General features: G+C 38.4%; 16 protein-coding genes. 12 read left to right on the top strand and 4 right to left on the bottom strand.

The window, feature by feature from the left end:
- The first annotated feature begins 114 nt into the window (after positions 1-114).
- A complete protein-coding gene (gene rpmI / locus ACXAC4_RS08570) occupies positions 115-315 on the top strand; it encodes a 50S ribosomal protein L35 (protein ID WP_023398350.1) in 201 nt (66 codons plus the stop codon).
- Between the two features lie 15 nt (positions 316-330).
- Positions 331-690: a 50S ribosomal protein L20 gene (rplT, locus tag ACXAC4_RS08565; RefSeq protein ID WP_058029851.1), complete on the top strand. Its 360-nt coding sequence runs from the start codon at positions 331-333 to the stop codon at positions 688-690.
- 51 nt (positions 691-741) lie between these two features.
- On the opposite strand, the gene ACXAC4_RS08560 is transcribed toward rplT, so the two are convergent.
- Complete coding sequence (locus tag ACXAC4_RS08560) at positions 742-1,566, bottom strand: SDR family oxidoreductase (RefSeq protein WP_475160631.1); 825 nt, start codon at positions 1,564-1,566, stop codon at positions 742-744.
- 147 nt (positions 1,567-1,713) lie between these two features.
- On the opposite strand from ACXAC4_RS08560, the gene ACXAC4_RS08555 reads away from it, so the two are divergent.
- The 6 genes from ACXAC4_RS08555 (at position 1,714) to ACXAC4_RS08530 (ending at position 8,412) form a co-directional block, all read left to right on the top strand.
- Entirely contained in the window at positions 1,714-3,516 is a 1,803-nt protein-coding gene (locus tag ACXAC4_RS08555) for a M14 family metallopeptidase (protein WP_475160629.1), read from the top strand.
- A 3-nt stretch (positions 3,517-3,519) separates the two neighbouring features.
- Entirely contained in the window at positions 3,520-4,161 is a 642-nt protein-coding gene (locus ACXAC4_RS08550) for an MBL fold metallo-hydrolase (protein ID WP_475160627.1), read from the top strand.
- Positions 4,162-4,227: 66 nt separating this feature from the next.
- Positions 4,228-4,686 (top strand): Lrp/AsnC family transcriptional regulator, encoded by a 459-nt coding sequence (locus tag ACXAC4_RS08545; protein ID WP_058029847.1) that lies wholly within the window; start codon positions 4,228-4,230, stop codon positions 4,684-4,686.
- Positions 4,687-4,818: 132 nt separating this feature from the next.
- Entirely contained in the window at positions 4,819-6,375 is a 1,557-nt protein-coding gene (locus ACXAC4_RS08540; protein ID WP_475160624.1) for a SulP family inorganic anion transporter, read from the top strand.
- A gap of 143 nt (positions 6,376-6,518) precedes the next feature.
- Complete coding sequence (locus ACXAC4_RS08535; RefSeq protein ID WP_138478749.1) at positions 6,519-7,595, top strand: sensor histidine kinase; 1,077 nt, start codon at positions 6,519-6,521, stop codon at positions 7,593-7,595.
- Positions 7,588-8,412, top strand: a complete 825-nt coding sequence (locus ACXAC4_RS08530) for a LytR/AlgR family response regulator transcription factor (RefSeq protein ID WP_421962615.1) — start codon at positions 7,588-7,590, stop codon at positions 8,410-8,412. Before ACXAC4_RS08535 ends, ACXAC4_RS08530 begins: the two co-directional genes overlap by 8 nt.
- Positions 8,413-8,480: 68 nt before the next feature.
- On the opposite strand, the gene pyk is transcribed toward ACXAC4_RS08530, so the two are convergent.
- Positions 8,481-9,914 (bottom strand): pyruvate kinase, encoded by a 1,434-nt coding sequence (gene pyk, locus ACXAC4_RS08525; RefSeq protein ID WP_349286602.1) that lies wholly within the window; start codon positions 9,912-9,914, stop codon positions 8,481-8,483.
- Positions 9,915-10,326: 412 nt separating this feature from the next.
- Between pyk and gndA the strand changes: the two genes are divergently transcribed.
- Positions 10,327-11,700, top strand: coding sequence for an NADP-dependent phosphogluconate dehydrogenase (gene gndA / locus ACXAC4_RS08520; RefSeq protein ID WP_475160620.1), 1,374 nt, complete (start codon positions 10,327-10,329; stop codon positions 11,698-11,700).
- Positions 11,701-11,770: 70 nt separating this feature from the next.
- On the opposite strand, the gene ansA is transcribed toward gndA, so the two are convergent.
- Entirely contained in the window at positions 11,771-12,781 is a 1,011-nt protein-coding gene (gene ansA / locus ACXAC4_RS08515; protein ID WP_475160618.1) for an asparaginase, read from the bottom strand.
- 64 nt (positions 12,782-12,845) lie between these two features.
- Positions 12,846-14,720: a signal peptide peptidase SppA gene (gene sppA / locus ACXAC4_RS08510; RefSeq protein WP_475160616.1), complete on the bottom strand. Its 1,875-nt coding sequence runs from the start codon at positions 14,718-14,720 to the stop codon at positions 12,846-12,848.
- Between the two features lie 215 nt (positions 14,721-14,935).
- Here sppA and ACXAC4_RS08505 point away from each other — a divergent pair, with 215 nt between their 5' ends.
- The 3 genes from ACXAC4_RS08505 to ACXAC4_RS08495 all read left to right on the top strand — a co-directional run bounded on the left by ACXAC4_RS08505 (position 14,936) and on the right by ACXAC4_RS08495 (position 19,703).
- Complete coding sequence (locus ACXAC4_RS08505) at positions 14,936-16,897, top strand: FAD-dependent oxidoreductase (RefSeq protein ID WP_475160614.1); 1,962 nt, start codon at positions 14,936-14,938, stop codon at positions 16,895-16,897.
- 309 nt (positions 16,898-17,206) lie between these two features.
- Positions 17,207-18,511, top strand: coding sequence for a tetratricopeptide repeat protein (locus tag ACXAC4_RS08500; protein WP_475160610.1), 1,305 nt, complete (start codon positions 17,207-17,209; stop codon positions 18,509-18,511).
- The gene (locus ACXAC4_RS08495) at positions 18,501-19,703 is read left to right on the top strand and encodes a FecR family protein (protein WP_475160609.1); all 1,203 of its coding nucleotides are present in this window, start codon (positions 18,501-18,503) and stop codon (positions 19,701-19,703) included. The genes ACXAC4_RS08500 and ACXAC4_RS08495 overlap by 11 nt, the downstream gene beginning before the upstream one ends.
- Positions 19,704-19,712 lie beyond the last annotated feature (9 nt).

The raw sequence follows: 19,712 nt of genomic DNA, 5'->3' as shown, positions 1-19,712 counted from the left end.
GGTCTGTAAAAAGTAGATTGATTTCTCACCAGAACATAGGTTGTAATAAGGCTCTACAAGTGGTTTATCCCGCCTTGTTACATTGATTAGCGCAATACATTTGGAGTTATTGCAATGGCTTACAAGCTAAAAACACACAGAGGCGCAGCTAAGCGTTTCAAAAAGACTGCTTCAGGCGGTTACAAGCGTAAACAATCGCATCTTCGTCACATTCTGACTAAGAAATCTTCAAAGCGTAAACTACACCTTCGTGCTAAGTCTATGGTTCATAAGAATGACCTTGGCCTAATCGATCGTATGTTACCATTCGCTTAATAGAGGATATCAGAAATGGCAAGAGTTAAACGCGGTGTTATCGCACGTGCACGTCACAAAAAAGTATTAAAGCAAGCTAAAGGTTACTACGGAGCACGTTCACGTGTTTACCGCGTAGCGTTCCAAGCTGTAACTAAAGCAGGTCAATACGCTTACCGTGACCGTCGTGCTAAGAAACGTACTTTCCGTCAATTATGGATTGCACGTATCAACGCAGCTTCACGTCAGAATGGTCTTTCTTACAGCCGTTTCATCAATGGCCTTAAAAAGTCATCTGTTGAAATCGATCGTAAGATCCTAGCTGATATCGCAGTATACGACCAAGTAGCTTTCGCAGCATTAGTTGCTAAAGCAAAAGAAGGTCTAGCTGCTTAATAAGTCTTGAACTTATTGATTTAAAAGGAGCCAATGGCTCCTTTTTTAGTTTTAACGATTCTTTATTAAAATTTTATCAAGCAATCTAGTACTTAATATTCTTCGCATCACGCCCATGAAATAGGTTGGGAATGTCACGTAGTAGCGCGGCTTAGGTTTTACGGCATTGATTGCATGCAAAAGTTTTTCAAGAACAGCTTCAGGGCCTAGGGTAAATTTTTGTGGTGCAGTTTGGCTTTCTAGACGGTTTAGCTGTGCGCGATAATTATCATTATGTGCACTTTCTTCAATACTGATATTTTTTATAAACGCTTGTTTTGCATTATCTCTAAATTTAGAAGCGATTGGTCCTGGTTCAATTAAGCTAATGTGAATATTTGTATCTGCTAATTCCATTCGTAATGTATCAGTCAACCCTTCTAACGCAAACTTACTGGCATTGTAAGCACCTCGATAAGGCAGAGCTACAAAACCTAACACGGATGAATTGTGAATAATTCGACCATGTCCTGTTGATCGCATATGTTTAATTGCCAAATTTGTGAGATGATGCCAAGCAAAAAAGTTGACTTCAAATTGTGCGCGTAATGTATCTGTTGGTAAATCTTCTACTGCGCCGGGTTGTCCATAAGCACCATTGTTAAACAATACATCCAAATGTCCATCACATATATCAAGTGCAGTTTTAAAGCCTTCCTCTATACTCATCTGGTCAGCTAGATCTAATTTAATACAGGTTAAACCTTCTTCTGAAAGTCGGACAACATCTTCATTTTTACGGCAACTGGCTATGACTTTATAACCTGATTTATGTAGCTCTTTTGCACAGTGATAACCGATGCCGGTAGAGCAGCCCGTGATCAAGATTGATTTCATTTTGTTATTTCGCTGTAATAAACTAGATAAAAAATGCCAAATATGTCATTTGCTGCATTTTTTTGTTGAATCACCGCACATTCTAAATTGGTTTGTAAAAGATTGATATAATTCATCTAACTTATAAATTATTAATGAGTCTTTTACATGTTTGCAAACGTCATAATGTTATCCACTGTGTTGAGTATGAATGGTCATTTACCACCATTAATACCTTGGCAAGGGAAAAGTTTGCAGCTAATTCAAAGTTCTGGCCCTTTAACAACAGACTTTGAACTAAGTGGTGGGGAAGTATCGCCAACTTATGAAGAGACAATGAAGTTCGTTGATAGATTGATTGCGGCAAATCCAACGCAGTTCAGCAGCTTATCAATTGGTAAAAGTTTTGGTCAGCGTGAAATCAAAATGATTGTTGCCAGTGAAAATGGCCAATTTTCTTCAAACATGATCAAAAGCAATGGCAAGCCGACGATTTTAATTCAAGCAGGTATTCATTCTGGTGAGATTGACGGTAAAGATGCAGGCTTTATGTTGCTAAGAGATATCGCAACGGGCAAAAGAAGAGATCTGCTAACGAAAGTAAATATACTTTTTATACCAATCTTAAATGTTGATGGCCATGAGCGTCGAAGCGAGTTTAATCGAATTAACCAGCGTGGCCCAATTGAGATGGGTTTCAGAACGAATGGCAACAACCTAAACCTTAATCGTGATTACACTAAATTAGATACGCCAGAGGTAAAGGCTGTATTGAAGGTAATTAACGAATTTGAGCCAGATTTGTACGTAGATGTTCATGTTACAGATGGTGCAGATTACCAATACGATGTCACTTATGGCTTCACACCCGCATTCGCTAGTGAATCACCACAGATTGCAACAGTGTTAGCTGAAAAGTTCCAGCCTCATATTGATAAAACATTAGCAAAATATGACCATATACCTGGGCCACTTGTATTTGTAATGGATAAAAGAGAATTTAAGAGTGGCTTAGCAGGTTGGATTGCTGGACCGCGATTTTCAAACGGTTGGGGAGACCTTGCTAATGTTCCAACAATTTTAGTAGAAAATCACTCACTTAAACCTTATAAGCAACGTGTGCTTGGTACTTATATATTTTTAGATGGCGCAATAGATGCTTTATCTATTCATTCTCAGGCCCTTGAAAGTGTAGTTAAAAAAGAGCAAGAAACGCCGGAACGTCTAGTGCTTAATAGAAAATATGCAACAGAGCCTGACTTTATCAACTTCAAAGGGATTAAATATAAGCGATTTAACAGTGCGCTTTCTGGACAACAAGAAGTTAAGTATCTTGGAGAGCCAGAACACTATGAAAAGCTACCAATCTATTGGAAAAAAGAGGTTGTTTCTGAAGTTGATGTTCCTGATGCATTTTATATACCTCAGTCATATAGCTTCATAGCAGATAAATTATCAATACACGGTATCAATGTTGAGACAGTCACTTCTTCTGATTTAATTTCTAACTTAAAACTTGCAACAGTAAATGAGTATTCTTTTGATAAAACACCTTTTGAGGGGCGTTTTAGAGTGACAGCTCAGTTCGCTTATAGCGACATTGAACAAAAAAATTTAGCAGGTTGGTATAAAGTAACGACTCAACAAGCAAGAGGAAAGCTGGCAACTCATTTGCTCCACCCTGAAGCCCCAGACTCCTTTTTCTCATGGGGAAGCTTTCATACAATATTCCAAAGAACAGAATATGTTGAAAATTATGCATTAGTACCTTATGCCCGTTCAATGTTAAAAGATAATCCTAAACTAGCGCTAGAGTTTGATAAGAAGTTAAGAGAAGACAAAAAGTTTGAATCAGACCCTAAAGCACGTTTAAATTGGTTGTATTCTAAAACGCCTTATTATGATCAAGGCTACTTAAAATACCCAATTTTAATGCAATATAAACCAGAGCAACAAGAAGTAGAGAAGTAATCAGTGAAAGTCGTTACCAAGCCTGTCACTGCATTTATGCAAAATACGCGTTTCATTACTTGTGAAGAAACCGGTGATACAGCAATACTCGATCCCGGTGGAGATGCACCTTTATTATTAGAGCATATAGCTAGTAATAATCTCATAGTTAAGTGTATTTTGTTAACGCATGGTCATTTAGATCATGTTGGTGCAAGTGTAGAAATAGCAAGCAAACTTGATATTGAAATTATTGGTCCAACCGAACAAGAGCGTTTTTGGTTTGATGCTTTGCCAATGCAATCGCAAATGTTTGGATTTGCTCCTCATGAAGTGTTTTACCCCGATCGTTGGTTAGATCACGGTGAAATTTTTACTCTAGGCAATTTAAACTTCGAAGTACGACATTGCCCAGGGCATACGCCTGGTCACATTGTTTTTTATGAGGCCAGTAAACAAGTTGTATTTGTAGGTGATGTTTTATTTAAAGGCTCAGTTGGCAGAACTGACTTTCCGAAAGGAAACAGTGAACAATTAAAAACATCAATCAAAACACAGCTTTTTACTTTACCAGATGACGTTGAAGTTTTTTCTGGGCATGGACCAAATACTTCAATTGGTTATGAGAAGGTGCATAATCCTTTTATGAGTGGCCGATTCGGCTAAAACGAACTAAAATTTAATCTAATAAAGAGAATAGAATTCTCAAAATTTTAAGAGAACGTATTAAATATGTCTTTAAATCAAGTTGACAGACAAATATTGGCTTTAATCCAACAGGATGCAAGTTTATCAACAGCAGAGATTGCAGATAAAGTAGGTCTTTCACAATCACCATGTTGGCGCAGAATTGCAAAGCTAGAGCAAGATGGCTATATCAAAGGTAAAGTCGCATTGTTAGATGACAAAAAGCTGGGCTTTGATATGTTGGTTTACGCTAACGTTAGGTTGTCTAACCATGGGCGCAATAATCTTGCGGAGTTTGAAGAGCTAATTTTAAGCTATGACGAAGTGACAGAATGTTACACCATGGCCGGCACTATGGATTTCATGCTTAGAATCATTTCAAAAGGCATCGATGGCTATGAGCGATTTGTTCGTGATAATTTATTGAATTTGGAATATGTTCAAGAAGTACATTCAAATGTAACTATGACGTGTGTAAAGAGAACAACTGCTTTACCACTTTAAAACCTCTGTCACGTATTTCGACTATACTTATCTGATGTAGTCAGTTTGTTAAAAGCGCTGGATTTCGCTATAATCCAGCGCTTTTCTGTTCATAATTATTATAAATACACATCTAACACATCGAGGAAATGAATGTTTAATCTGATAGGCAAAGCACCAAGCTCTGCTAAAAACGATATCCTTTCCGGCTTAACCGTTGCATTAGCACTGGTACCTGAAGCTGTTGCATTCGCATTTGTTGCGCATGTTGATCCCTTAGTTGGCCTGTATGCGGCCTTTATCGTCGGCTTAATTACCTCTATTTTTGGTGGTCGTCCAGGCATGATCTCTGGTGCAACGGGTGCGTTAGCTGTTGTTATGGTGAGTTTGGTCATTGAGCACGGTGTCGAATACTTATTTGCTACTGTCTTATTAATGGGTGTGCTGCAAATATTGGCGGGCATATTTAAGCTCGGCAAATTTATCAGAATGGTTCCACACCCAGTGATGTTGGGTTTCGTAAATGGGTTGGCAATTGTTATCTTCTTAGCCCAATTAGGGCAGTTCAAAGTAATGGACGGTAATGGTCAACTTCAATGGATGCAAGGCTCAGAACTATATGTGATGGGTGGTCTTGTTGCTTTAACGATGGCAATCATTCATTTCTTACCTAAACTTACAACAGCGATTCCTTCATCACTTGCAGCTATTTTGGTAGTGACAGGACTAGTTATTGGTTTAGATCTAGAATCTCGCACTGTACTTGATTACTTAAAAGACATGTCAGGTGATTTGAATGCAACAATTGCAGGCGGATTCCCTGAGTTCCATATCCCGGCTGTACCGTTCAATTTTGAAACTTTCAAAATTATCTTCCCTTATGCATTAGTGTTAGCTGCGATTGGCCTGATTGAATCGCTTCTAACTTTAACATTAATTGATGAAATCACTGAAACACGCGGTAACTCAAATAAAGAATGTATCGGCCAAGGTGCTGCAAACGTTACATGTGGTGTATTTGGTGCAATGGGGGGTTGTGCAATGATTGGTCAATCAATGATAAATATTAATTCTGGTGGGCGAAGCCGTTTATCAGGGATAACAGCGGCTATATTGTTACTTTGCTTTATTCTATTCGCTGCAAGCCTAATTGAAATGATCCCATTAGCTGCACTAGTCGGTGTGATGTTTATGGTTGTTTTAGGAACTTTTGAATGGTCTAGCTTTAGATTAATGAAAAGAATTCCAAAGACAGATGCATTTGTGATAGTGCTTGTGTCTGGTGTTACCGTTATTACTGACCTTGCGGTTGCTGTTTGTGTTGGTGTGATTGTCTCTGCACTTGTATTTGCTTGGGAGCATGCAAAACATATTTACACCAATAATTATATTGATGAAGAGGGTTCAAAGGTATACGAACTTCATGGACCGTTATTCTTTGGTTCGGTTAAAAACTTTGCTGAGCTGTTCGACATTAATAACGATCCAGATGATGTAATCATTGAATTTAAATATAGTCGTGTCGCAGACCATAGTGCAATCGAAGCCATTGATAGCTTGGCAGAACGTTATAAAAAAGCAGGTAAGAAAGTACATTTGCGTCATTTAAGTCCTGACTGTATTCAATTACTTAATAAGGCTAAAGATTTAGTTGAAGTTAATGTTATCGAAGACCCAAATTATAAGGTTGCTTCGGACAAGCTTGCATAAAAATCTAAAGATATTAGATAAAGGGGCACTTTTTTGTGCCCTTTTTCTTTGCGGTAAGCCGATGGAATTATGAGATTGGTAGCAGTGCGACACACTGATGCATTACGTATAATTTAGGCATTAAATAGGAGTTATATAATCCGTTGAAATGGCAAGCTTTAGTCGATAACCGACAACGATTCTTTTGGGTGCTTCAAATTGCAGGCTGGATTGGCTATGCATTGGTCAATTATATTGGCTCAAAAGTTTTCGAAATGAGAGATATATATGTATTCGTCATTGTATTAAATGCCTATGCAGGGTGTTTAATGACAGTGCCGTTACGTTACCTCTATAGAATTATTTGGAACTCTAAACCTTGGGTTTTAATCGTTGTTGTTTTTAGTGCTTCATACATTACCGGTACCCTTTGGTCAGTCATTCAAAAATTCAACTTGTGGGAGATATACCGTCATGGTTACAGACCCACTGAATGGTTTTATTATTTCCAACAAGGCTTAGATTCTGTTTATATTATTCTTTGTTGGAGCGGCTTGTACTTTGGTATTAAATACTATCAGTTATTGCAAAGTGAGCGTCAAAAAGCACTGAAAGCAAACACTATGGCGCACGAAGCGCAGTTAAAAATGCTAAGGTATCAGCTAAATCCTCACTTTTTGTTTAACACACTTAACGCCATTTCTACACTGATACTTGTTGAAGAAAATAAAGATGCCAATCAGATGGTATCTAGGCTCAGTGACTTCCTTCGTTATACACTCAATACTGATCCCATAAAGAAAGTACCATTAGAACAAGAAATTCATGCTTTAAACTTATATCTAGAAATCGAAAAAGTACGTTTTGATGAACGACTATCAATTGATGTCAGCATGACAGAAGAAGCGAAACATGCGCTAGTACCAAGCTTGTTGTTGCAACCATTAATCGAAAACTCAATCAAATATGCCATCGCTCATATGACTGAAGGCGGTAAATTAGAGATAAAGGCGCAAGTCTTTGCCAATGAATTATTATTAGAAGTAGGGGACAATGGACCCGGCGCTGAAATAGAAAATGGCAAATTATTGAATGCGTCAGGAGTGGGTATTGCCAACACTCAAGATAGGCTAAAAACTTTATACGAAAATAATTACTCGTTTGCTCTATCACATAACACACCAAACGGGCTAAAAGTAAATATTCGCGTTCCATACGAGAAGGCAGAAAGTAATGAGTAGAATTAAAACATTAATCGTTGATGATGAACCATTAGCAAGAAAAGGCCTTGCTGTACGTTTAAAAGAATTTGAACAATTAGAAGTAGTAGACTTATGCCCTACAGGCGAACAAGCCATTCAAGCTTGCAATGAAAACGACATTGATCTGCTATTTTTAGATATTCAAATGCCTGGAATGAATGGTTTTGAAGTTGCCAAAACGCTCAGTGAAAAGCCAGGTCCGATGCCTGCTGTTGTATTTGTAACGGCGTTCGATCAATATGCGGTGCAAGCATTTGAGATCCATGCCCTCGATTATATTTTAAAACCCGTTGATGACAACCGATTAGAACAGGCGGTGGATAAAGTGCAAAGCTATTTAAAAACACAACAAGATAACGCCCATAAAAAGAAACTAGCTAGTTTCGTTGCTGGTATTACAGGTAATAACTGTGAAGAAATATTAAAGAAATTAGCAACAGGTGATGCGTTAGAAGACAAAAAATACCCTGAATCTTTGGCTGTGAAAGAGCAGGGTGAAATAATTCGTGTCACTACCTCTTCAATTCAGTGGGTAGATGCTGCTGGTGATTATATGTGTCTGCACTGCAATGATGGAAAAACGCATATTCTGCGTAAAACAATGAAAGAGCTTGAACAAGAACTGGACCCTGCGTTATTTGTGCGGGTTCACCGTTCAGCAATTGTGAATACTAAACAGATTAGCAAATTAGTTACACAGACAAGTGGCGAGTATTTATTAGTACTAGACAACGGGCAAGAGTTAAAAGTGAGTCGCAGTTATAGAGATAAAGTAAAAGCAGCGCTGGCGAGTTAATTTTTATTCTTTGCACTAAGAAAAAGAGCAGCTTTTAGGCTGCTCATTTTTTCAAATTAGTACTGAGTTTATACAGTAATTATCTTCATTGTATTAGTTGCACCCACGGTTTCCATCTTGTCACCGTGTGTAAGTATAACGGTATCACCTTTTTCAAGTGAGCCACGTTCAACGAGTGTATCTAGTGCGTCTTTGATCATACATTCTTGATCATGTTTAGTTGAATCAAAGTATACTGGGTATACACCACGGTATAACGCTGTTTGACCTAGAGTAGAAGCATGACGTGATAATGAGTAAATAGGGTGACCAGAGCTAATACGTGACATTAGCTTTGCAGTTTTACCTGACTCAGTTAGCGTTACGATTGCTTTCACGCTGTCTAGATGGTTTGCCGCATACATAGCAGATAATGCGAGTGTCTCTGAGGTGTCTGAGAACATGCTGTCTAAACGATGTTTTGAAATATGAGCTTCAGGTTGTGATTCAGCGCCTAAACATACACGCGCCATCGTCGCTACCGTTTCTTCAGGGTAATCACCTGCAGCAGTTTCTGCAGAAAGCATAACTGCATCTGTGCCATCTAATACTGCGTTCGCCACGTCCATGACTTCTGCACGTGTAGGCATTGGGTTATCAATCATTGATTCCATCATCTGTGTTGCTGTTACAACAGTACGGTTCAGAGAGCGAGCACGGCTGATAATTAATTTTTGCTTGCCAACTAAAGCAGCATCACCAATCTCAACACCTAAATCACCACGCGCAACCATTACTGCATCAGATGCAAGAACGATATCATCAATTGCTTCAACGGTTTCTACGGCTTCTGCACGCTCGATTTTTGCAAGAAGTTGAGCGTTAGAGCCGGCTTTCTCTGCAAGTGAACGTACATAACGCATGTCGTCGCCACTGCGCGGGAATGAAACAGCAATATAGTCAACACCAATTTCGGCTGCAGTGATTAAGTCTTCTTCGTCTTTTTCAGTGAATGCTGGTGCAGTTAAGCCCCCCCCTAAACGGTTAATACCTTTGTTATTTGATAACACACCACCGACTTTAACAGTGGTATGAACAAGTGCACCGTCTACCGAGTCAACAACAAGCTGTATTAAGCCATCATTTAAAAGAAGTAGGTCGTCTGGTTTTACGTCTTGAGGTAGTTCTTTATAATCGATACCAACAGCCTCAACAGTACCTTCACCTTTAGCCATTTCAGCATCAAGAATAAATTTAGCGCCAACTTCTAGATTTACTTTACCATCTTTAAAAGTAGACACACGGATCTTAGGGCCTTGAAGGTCAGCTAGGATTGCAACATGTTTGTTAAGTTTGGTTGCTATATCTCTTACAGCTTGTGCTCTGTCTTTATGATCTTGGGCAACGCCGTGAGAAAAGTTTAGGCGAACTACGTTTGCACCCGCTTTTATGATTTTTTCTAAGTTGTTATCGCGGTCAGTTGCAGGTCCAAGGGTTGCTACAATTTTTGTGCGTCTAAGCATCAGGTTCTCCTGTAGGCCTATTTAGATAGGTAGATATTAATGAATGCGAAATAAAACCAACAAATTTAAGCAAAGATAGCTCAATATTTGATTAAAAACGCATTAGATGTTGAAAGAATTTGCATTAACTCTTTTTAACACCGTAATTAAGTTATATGATCTATATGACATCATTATGACACCGGTGTCAGGATGCGTCAATCACAAGATTCTGGTGTCTTTATATACAAATGAATCAAAAGAAACCAAGAGGGTATGGTGCTAAACCATTTTTCTTGGAGATTCTTTAACCCCATATAAAGTTTGTTTGTATAAAAGATTTAAATAGTAGTAATTGGTATCTTACAAAGCTAAGACATATAATAAGCTACTGAAGTATTGCTCAAATTAGTTGTTACCGAGGAGGAACTTAATGCAAGTTGCATTAGTTGGTTTAGGTGTAATGGGTAAAAACCTTGCACTAAATCTCATTGAACAGGGTTTAACGTTAGTTGCCTACGACAGAAACCCGGACGCAGGTGCTGAGCTTTTAAGCTGTGCTCAGTCACTTGGCTTAGCTGAACGCTTGCACATTGTTTCTGACCTTGGTGATATGATCCGCCGCTTAGAAACACCTCGTTCAATTTTACTACTTGTTCCTGCCGGTGAGTTAGTAGATAGAGTGTGTTCTGATCTAGTAGAAGCGGGTGTAGATAAAGACGATATCATCATTGATTGCGGTAACAGTAATTATAAAGACGGTATTGCACGAAAACTTAGATATCAAAATAAATTTGAGTTCGCGACCATGGGGATCTCAGGCGGTGCAGAGGGTGCACGTCACGGACCTGCGATGATGGCTAGTGGTTCAGAAGGCGGCTGGGAACGAATTATTCCTTGGTTCGAAAAAGTAGCAGCAAGCTATAACGGCGATTCTTGTTTCGCTCGTGTTGGTCAGTCTGCTTCTGGTCACTTTGTAAAAATGGTACACAATGGTATTGAGTATGCATTAATGCAACTGATTGCTGAAATGTACCAACTGCTTCGACATGGCACAGGTAGAACACCAAAAGAAGTCGCAGAAGTATTCAAATCTTGGTCAGAAGGTCATTTAAATAGCTACTTATTATCGATTTCAAGTCATATCCTAGAGCTTGAAACTGATAATAAAGAACCATTAGTGGACCTTATTGATAACAAAGTTGGTGCAAAAGGCACAGGCCTTTGGACTGCACAAAATGCATTAGAGTTAGGTATTGCAGTACCTTCGTTAGTTGCTGCAGTTCAAGCGCGTCATTTAACCAATACCATCGATACACATGCTGCGAAAGAAATGACTTATGCATCGCAGCAAACGGCGAAAATCGATATTGATTTAGATGAGCTTAAATCAGCTTTCTATCTTGCAAGCTTGCTATGTTACCGCCAAGGTTTAGCGTTAATCAAAGGAGCTTCACGTGCACACCAGTGGAAGGTCGACCTTGGTAAAACGCTACAAACATGGCGTGCAGGTTGTATCATTAGAGCCGATTATCTGGATGATATTGCTGAAGGTGTGGAGTTTATCGATACGTTACAAGCAGAATCGCTAGCACTTCGCAAAGTAACAGGTCTTGCAGTGTCATCTGGCCTTGCGTTCCCAGTATTGAGTTCTACACAAACTTATATTGCGACACTAAGCACACCGAGTAACGGTCATCTTGTTCAAGCGCAACGTGATTACTTTGGTGAGCATGGTATTAAAACCCATTCGGGTGAAACGTGCCACCTAACAGATTTAGTCGAGATTGACGCAAAAGTCAGATAAAGTACTAGTTAAATTAAAAAAGGTCAGCGACGCTGACCTTTTTTTCATCCAATAGATAGAGACTCAATTCTTATCGAGTTAATTCACCACGTAAATTATCTTGCATAAGGTGTCTGACAGTTTCTAGTTCTAAATTCTGACTAAACAAATAATGTAGCTTAGTTAGGCACGCTTCTAACGTCATATCATAACCGCTCAACACTCCACAATTTAACAGCGCATTGCCTGTAGCATACCCACCCATATTCACTTGGCCTTGAATACACTGTGTGAGGTTTACAATCACGGTGCCATTGTCTGTGGCATTTTTAAGGATCTCAAGAAACTCAGGTTGCTGTGGGGCATTACCAACACCGAAACTAAGTAAGATTAAGCCTTTGACGTCTTCGGTGATGACATTTCTTACCATTTCAACCGAAATTCCAGGATACAAATATAAAATTGCTATTTTTTGTGATTGCACCGAAGTTACTTGCAGTGCTTGCTCAACATATGGACTTAATTTTCCCTCAATCAACTGAATGTTTATACCTGATTGTGCGAGCGGAGAAAGATTTGGAGAAGCAAAAGCGTTGAAACCATCAGCATGTGCTTTTGTTGCTCTATTACCTCTAAAAAGTTGATTGTTAAAGAATAAGCTCACTTCAGCAATCGGGTAGTTTGCTGCTAAGTACATTGCATTAAGTAAATTGACTTGGCCATCAGAGCGCAATTGTGAAAGTGGGATTTGCGAACCTGTGACAATGACAGGTTTAGTCAGGTTTTCAAACATGAATGATAAAGCTGAAGCCGTATAAGCCATGGTATCTGTACCATGAAGAACAACAAAACCATCGTATTGATCATATTTAGACTTAATATCATCAGCGATTAATTGCCAATGATGAGGGGACATATCAGAAGAGTCTATTAACGGACAATATTCATGAATATCAAACAGGGGCATTTCTTCTCGGGTAAATTCTGCATTGTTTTTAACGGTTTCTGTTAAATAACCAGCAACGGGCACATAACCACGAGACGACTGTTTCATACCGATTGTACCGCCAGTATAAGCGATGTAGATTTTTTTTCTTTTCATAAAAATAAGCCCAGATATCAATCTGGGCTTATTATATTCGTAAGCTTGAATTTATGACAGAGGATTAGTAATTCACTTCACATGTTAAACAGCGTGTGTAGATGTGATTTGGGTCATTAAACTCATTAACAATATTCAGTTGCTCAACTACTTGCTCACCAAGACCACCAAATAACTTTGATAGCATAGCAATAATGTTGTCAGACGAGCCATCTGTTTCAATCAAAGAACTAATCATTGCAGAGCCTAATAAGTCTCTTAGTAGCTGGTCTTTCTCTGATAGCGTTTGCTCTATTGTAATAACATCAAATTCTTCAAGTTGTGCAAGAGATGCCGCTGCGTTAATAGCATCTTGCTTGTCACCTAATTTATCAACTAACCCAAAGCTTTGTGCTTGAGTAGCAGTCCAAACTCGACCTTGTGCAACTTCATCAACTGCAGATTTTTCTAATCCACGCTCTTGAGCAACTAGGGAAATAAATTTGTCATACGCATTTTCAACGCCCAACTGAAATACCTGAGAGAGCTTGTCTGAAATACCTCTAGATAAAGAGATATTATTTAACTCAGTTGTTGCAACACCGTCAGAATAGATCCCCATTGAATTTAACGAATTTTCAAATGTTAAAATAGTGCCAAATACACCTATTGAGCCAGTAATAGTACTTGGTGCAGCCCATATTTCATCTGCAGACATTGCAATCCAATAACCGCCAGAAGCTGCAACAGAGCCCATAGATGCAATAATTGGTTTACCAGCTTCTTTAATGGCAAGAACTTCGTTTCGGATGATTTCTGAAGCGAACATACTGCCACCACCAGAGTCAATTCTAAGTACTACCGCTTTAACCTTTTCGTTCAAACGAGCCTTTTTTAGAAGCGCAGCCGTAGAATCTCCACCAATACGTCCTGCTTTGTGTTTACCATCTACAATATTGCCTCTTGCTACAATTACGGCGACTTTATTATCTGAAGGCATTTCAAAACTAGGTTGGTTATTTAACGATTCAAGATATTTGTTAAAACTGATGTTCTTAAATGTTTTCCCTGAAGCATTTGTACCAACTTGCTCTATTAGTTTTGCCTGAAGCTGTTGATCAGTTTGTAATGTATCTACCCAGTTATTTTGCAATGCATATTGCGCATAATCACCATTTACAGCCTGGATTTTAGCTAAATATTGATCTGCTTTTTCATCGAAATTAGAGACTTCAAACTTACGCGCTGAGGCAATATCTGACTTGTATTGAGCCCATAATTCATCTAACCATAGCTGGTTGGCTTCTTTTGCAGCAGGAGACATATCATTACGGATAAAGGGCTCTACTGCAGACTTATAAGTACCCACTCTAAATATGTGTTGAGTTACTTTCAGCTTATCGAGCGCATCTTTAAAGTAAAGCGGGTAGTTTGCAAAGCCTCTCAATTCAACGCCACCATATGGGTGAAGAGAGATTTCGTCAGCATATGAAGCTAAAAAATACTGGCTTTGCGAGTAATATGCGCCATGTGCGATGACTTTTTTACCTGATTTTTTGAAATCAACGATTGCCTGCGCAATAGCATCAAGCTTATTTAAATGAGCTCCATGTAAAGATTTCAGATTTAGTAGCAAAACTTGGATTCGCGAATCTTGAGTTGCAGAGTTGATGACATTGACGACATCATCGACCAAAATCTCTTTTGGTTGGTCATTGCTTGAGAATACTTCTCCAAAGGCGGCATCGACTGGGTCGACGTATGTTAGCTCTTCGACTAGCGAACCATTAAGGTTTAAGTTTAAAACAGCGCCATCAGGTACGTTTATCTGTGTCTCTTGTTGTGGGAACGATAAAATAATCACAGCAAGAAGGCCGAAGAAAACTAAGTTTAATACGAGTTTTCTTGAAAAATTTATTGCGGCCCACAGGCCTTTAAAGAATTTACCTATATAAATCAAAGCTCACCTTTATTGTCTAAATCAAATCTTTTTCACTACTTTTATAATAACTGAGTTAATTTAAGAGTGTTATACCTAAAACGTAACTAAGTATTTATAAGCTTATAGAACGTACAGTTAGATCAAAATTAAGCTTTTTTAAAAGATAAACTTTGCTAATTTGTTAAAAATTGCTAAGGTCTCAGGAGGTACGACCAGTTTTGAGAAATTAATCCATGTTAGAAGCACCATTAGAATTAAAAAATACAAGGTTGCGAAATAGACTCGTTATGGGCTCGATGCATACGGGCTTAGAAGAAGGGTGGTCAAACAGAAAGAAATTGGCTGCATTTTATGAACAGCGTGCAAAAGGTGGTACAGGTCTAATAATAACAGGCGGATATAGTCCTAATGTTCGAGGCAAGTTGACACCATTTGCATCTTCATTTAACACAGCGTTTGATGTCATAAAACACAAAGCTTACACCGATGCAGTCCACAAGCATGATGGTAAGATATGTTTGCAATTACTCCATGCAGGAAGATATGCGTATCACCCTTTTAGTGTAGCTCCAAGCGCATTAAAGGCGCCAATTACACCATTCAAACCAAAAGCTATGTCAGTAGGGCAAATAAAAGCTACGGTGAAAAGCTTCGCTAAATCAGCAAAACTAGCTGAGAAGGCTGGTTATGATGGCGTTGAAATCATGGGTTCAGAAGGCTATCTAATTAATGAATTTATGGCACCACATACTAACAAGCGTAAAGACAGCTATGGTGGTAGTCTTGAAAATAGAATGAGGCTTGCAAAAGAGATTGTCGAAGCCGTAAGAAGTCAAGTATCTGACAAATTCATGATCATTTTTAGACTTTCTGTCATGGATTTAATTCCTGAAGGTTCTACTACCGATGAAGTTCAATATCAGGCTAAAGAACTTGTTAAAGCTGGCGTTGATATTATCAACACAGGTATTGGTTGGCATGAAGCGAGAGTACCTACAATCGCGAGCATGGTACCGGCCGGCGCTTTCAGAGAAGCATCACAAAGATTGAAAGAATGGGTAGATGTGCCAGTCATTGCTGTGAACCGAATAAATACGCCTGAAATTGCCAATGAGATATTAAATGCTAACCAGTCTGATCTTATCTCTATGGCACGACCTTTATTGGCTGATCCTGAATTTTTTAATAAGTACAAGCAGAATAAATCAGAACAAATTAACATCTGTATAGGCTGTAACCAAGGGTGTTTAGATCATGTGTTTAAGGGCCAACGAGCAACATGTTTGGTGAACCCTCAGGCTTGTTATGAGCTTGACTATCCATTAGAAAAAGCTTCTAAAGAAAAAGATGTATTAGTTGTCGGTGCCGGTCCAGCAGGTTTATCAGCGGCGATATACTTAGCTAAAAAAGGTCATAAGGTAAAAATTATAGAGCGAAATAGCTACGCGGGTGGGCAGTTCAATCTAGCGATGCAAGTGCCTGGGAAAGAAGATTTTAAAAAGACATTAAAATATTTCTTGCAAGAGGTTGAGCGTTTAAACATTAGTCTCGAATTAAACTGTGAATACTCACCTGATATGGACAGTAACTTTGATGATATTGTTTTTGCATCAGGGGTTAAACCGCGTGTAGCAAGTTTCCCATGTAAAGATGGCAAGCGTGTCTATCACTATGATGAAGTTATACGCGGCGAAGTTGAAATTGGAGACAAAGTTGCCATTCTAGGTGCTGGTGGTATTGGTTTTGATATGGTTGCATTTCTACAAGAAAAGCCAGAGCAATCAATTGATGAATTTAAAGCACAATGGGGCATAGAAACTGAACAGCAGCATACAGGACCTCAAAGACAGCTTTATATGTTAAAGCGAAGTGAAGGGCGCTTTGGTTCAGAGCTTGGCAAAACAACAGGCTGGATCCATAGACAGGTTGCAAAACAGCATAATGTTAAACAATTATCGGAGTGTGAATATTTAGGTTTTAACGAACAAGGGTTGAAGATTAAACATAAAGGTGAAGAGCAATACCTAGATGTTGATACCGTGATAGCCTGTATCGGCCAAGTTTCAAATAGTGAAATATTCAATAAAGACGCGTTACCAGATAATCATCATGTGATTGGTGGAGCGAAACTCGCTGCAGCGATCGATGCTAAGCGAGCAATTTTTGAAGCGCTTCAGGTTGCTCGAAAAATATAGTCCTTTCTAAATCCCTTAAAATAAAGCCCGTCTTGAAAAAGATGGGCTTGTTCCTTTTGTAGACACTGACGTACACACAATCTTGATTATACTGAAATTGTAGACATTACGAGCTGTTAGTTTTTTCTTTGGTAATATAGCTAAGCGAAAAAGTTTTATATTTGGTATATATCACCTTCTTTACAGGATTTTTCTTTATCCTTAAATCTGCTGAAGGTGAAGGCAGTATGAAAGTGAACTCGTTTGTATAATAGCCGTTTCAAACCTGCTTACTTTGATTCATAAACTTTTTAATAGTTAGGATCAATTATGTGGCGATACACTTTTTATTTATGTTTTTACATGTTTATTGGGTGTAGTTTTTCAGTTGCTTCATCAGAGCAGACTCTTTTGAAGATCTCATCAGCATTTAATAAACAAAAAACAGAAGAAGCATTTCGACTTGCAGAAATGTTTTTCGATGAATTAGCTGGCACACCTGAGTTTGATGCTTTATATGGCAAAATTTGTCTCAAATTAAATAAAATTGATGAGGCCGTATTTGCGTTTGAGCGAGCAGTCTCTGAAAAGCCAAATGATTATAGCGCTTACTACCTGTTAGCTTTAAGTTATGCCAAACAAAAGAACCTGAACCAATCAGAACGAACACTTAATACCTTACTTCTACTTCCAATACCAAATGATCTTAGAATAAATATTGAGGAGACATTGCGTTTTGTAAAAAGCAAAAGGCAAAGCTTAGACTCAAATATAAGTCAGCGTATTTCGTTTAACTTGGGACATGATTCAAATGTGAATAGTGGATCTTTAGACGACAGGGTAGTTGTATCTGGAATAGAAATTTTACTAGATGAAGCGAGCCTAGAGTCGTCAGACAAATTTGCTCGGTTTGGTTATGAGTTAAATGGAAAGTGGCAAAATACACAGTATGATGCTTGGCGATTAAATCTTAATTTGTCCCAGCAAACACATCATAAGCTTAGTCAATTCAATAGAAATCAGGCAAATCTTGGTTTCGGATATGAGTATGCCAAATCAACTTATCGTTTTAATCTGCTGGGACTCGCTTCAGTCATGTCACTAGATGAGGAAACTTATCAACAACAAGTTGGTATAGCTTCTAACATACAGTTCCAGTTGTTGAAAAGTTGGGCGTTGGAAATAAATGCTAAAGCTTCATCTATTAATAATGTTCAAAATGAAAATCTAGATAGTGATATTTTCGAATTTGGTTTAGGTTTCCTATACTTTCAAAAAAGCGTCTTTGCAAAAGTCGCTTTTTTAAATGGTAAACAAAATGCTGATTTACCGATTGCCAGACATTATGGTCGTGACTACAAAGCTGCCTCTGTTTATTTTTCTTATAACTTATCTCCTCTCCATGAATTTATATTTAGTAGTCAATTAAAAAAGGTTGAGCATCACGACATCCACCCATTCTTTCTGATTTTGCGCGATGAGAAAATACTAAATGCCTCATTTGAATGGCGCTATAACTTATCCACGCACTGGCGGTTACAAACACGCTTTAGTCATTACGAAAAGGTGAGCAATTTAGCAATTTATGAATTCGATCGAAATGAGTTGTACCTAGGAGCTAGTTATGAGTTCTAAACAGCAAATACTTTATCTTTTTACCATGATTAGTTTCGGGTTGTTCATTAAAAACGTAGATGCACAGCAACAGCATGCAGGAAAAACGTTGCTTGCAAAAGGGACTGTTGAGGCTATTTCTCTTGAAACGTCTGAAGTAAGGAGTTTAAAAAGAAGAACCCCAATCTTTATGGTTGATAAAGTTTCAACTTATCAAAAGAGCCAAGCGCAATTGAAAATGATTGATGGCGCTCTTTTGGCACTCAAAGAGAATACAGAACTACATATTGAAGAGTATTTTTTAAGTGCTGAAGGTAACAATGGCTCTGTGGTGATGGAATTAGTCTCAGGCGGTCTACGAACCATTACTGGCAAAATAAAAGGTAAGTCAGAAAACTACAAATTAAAAACACCAGTAGGAAGTATTGGGATAAGAGGCACACATTACGAAGTAGAATTAGTAAATGGTGAATTATTTTTGGCAGTTTGGGATGGAACGATAGAAGTATCAAGCAGTATGCTTTCAGAGCCCCTTATTCTTGGCAATGATGGTACTCACGCATTCGCAAAAATATCTGATGTTGGTGAAGTTAAGCCTCTATTAAAACCACCAGCAGAGCTTAGCCCACTTTCAGGCCAAGTAAAAAAAGACACAGAAAATGAGAAAGAAAAAATTACGGAATTAGTGAGCTCTGTTAATTCTGAAAAGACAAACCTTGGTCTCGCTACTCAAAACAATCAACAACCTTTAAATACTGAAGGTATAAATAAGGTCATTGAAGATACCAGTTTTTTAACCGAAGAAGTGTTAGATACTTTCGCAACAGAGGATACAGAGTCTTTGTTGGTTGAGCGAACTGGTATTATCGAATACTCTGACGTAGAGCAATTTGCAATCACATCAAGCAATGGCGCTGTGAGCGACTTCTCAATGCGTATCAATGTAGATTTTGATAATGGCACAGTCCCCTTGGGTGAAATGTCATTCTCGGACAATGGTGGCGAATGGTTTGCAACTTTTAATGGCTTAATCAACAAAAATGGCATGCTACTCGGTGTTAATTACGCGAGTCATGGGCAAAATTTGGCTGATGGAGATATCAAAGCACAATTCAGTGATGAGCTAAGTAAAATAAGAGGGAATTTCAGCTTATATGAAATTGACAATATAACGACCACCGCAGGTGGTTTATTCGTCATTAAAGAGAAGTAGGTTCATAAG

Source organism: Pseudoalteromonas sp. AWM4_233 (genome assembly GCF_056158285.1).
Note: the sequence above shows the minus strand (reverse complement) of the source record. Positions and strands in the feature narration are given on the sequence as shown.

Coding starts and splice junctions, on each gene's coding strand:
- rpmI (WP_023398350.1), top strand. CDS start 115: ATGGCTTACAAGCTAAAAACACACAGAGGCGCAGCTAAGCGTTTCAAA.
- rplT (WP_058029851.1), top strand. CDS start 331: ATGGCAAGAGTTAAACGCGGTGTTATCGCACGTGCACGTCACAAAAAA.
- ACXAC4_RS08560 (WP_475160631.1), bottom strand. CDS start 1,566: ATGAAATCAATCTTGATCACGGGCTGCTCTACCGGCATCGGTTATCAC.
- ACXAC4_RS08555 (WP_475160629.1), top strand. CDS start 1,714: ATGTTTGCAAACGTCATAATGTTATCCACTGTGTTGAGTATGAATGGT.
- ACXAC4_RS08545 (WP_058029847.1), top strand. CDS start 4,228: ATGTCTTTAAATCAAGTTGACAGACAAATATTGGCTTTAATCCAACAG.
- ACXAC4_RS08540 (WP_475160624.1), top strand. CDS start 4,819: ATGTTTAATCTGATAGGCAAAGCACCAAGCTCTGCTAAAAACGATATC.
- ACXAC4_RS08530 (WP_421962615.1), top strand. CDS start 7,588: ATGAGTAGAATTAAAACATTAATCGTTGATGATGAACCATTAGCAAGA.
- pyk (WP_349286602.1), bottom strand. CDS start 9,914: ATGCTTAGACGCACAAAAATTGTAGCAACCCTTGGACCTGCAACTGAC.
- gndA (WP_475160620.1), top strand. CDS start 10,327: ATGCAAGTTGCATTAGTTGGTTTAGGTGTAATGGGTAAAAACCTTGCA.
- ansA (WP_475160618.1), bottom strand. CDS start 12,781: ATGAAAAGAAAAAAAATCTACATCGCTTATACTGGCGGTACAATCGGT.
- ACXAC4_RS08505 (WP_475160614.1), top strand. CDS start 14,936: ATGTTAGAAGCACCATTAGAATTAAAAAATACAAGGTTGCGAAATAGA.
- ACXAC4_RS08500 (WP_475160610.1), top strand. CDS start 17,207: ATGTGGCGATACACTTTTTATTTATGTTTTTACATGTTTATTGGGTGT.
- ACXAC4_RS08495 (WP_475160609.1), top strand. CDS start 18,501: ATGAGTTCTAAACAGCAAATACTTTATCTTTTTACCATGATTAGTTTC.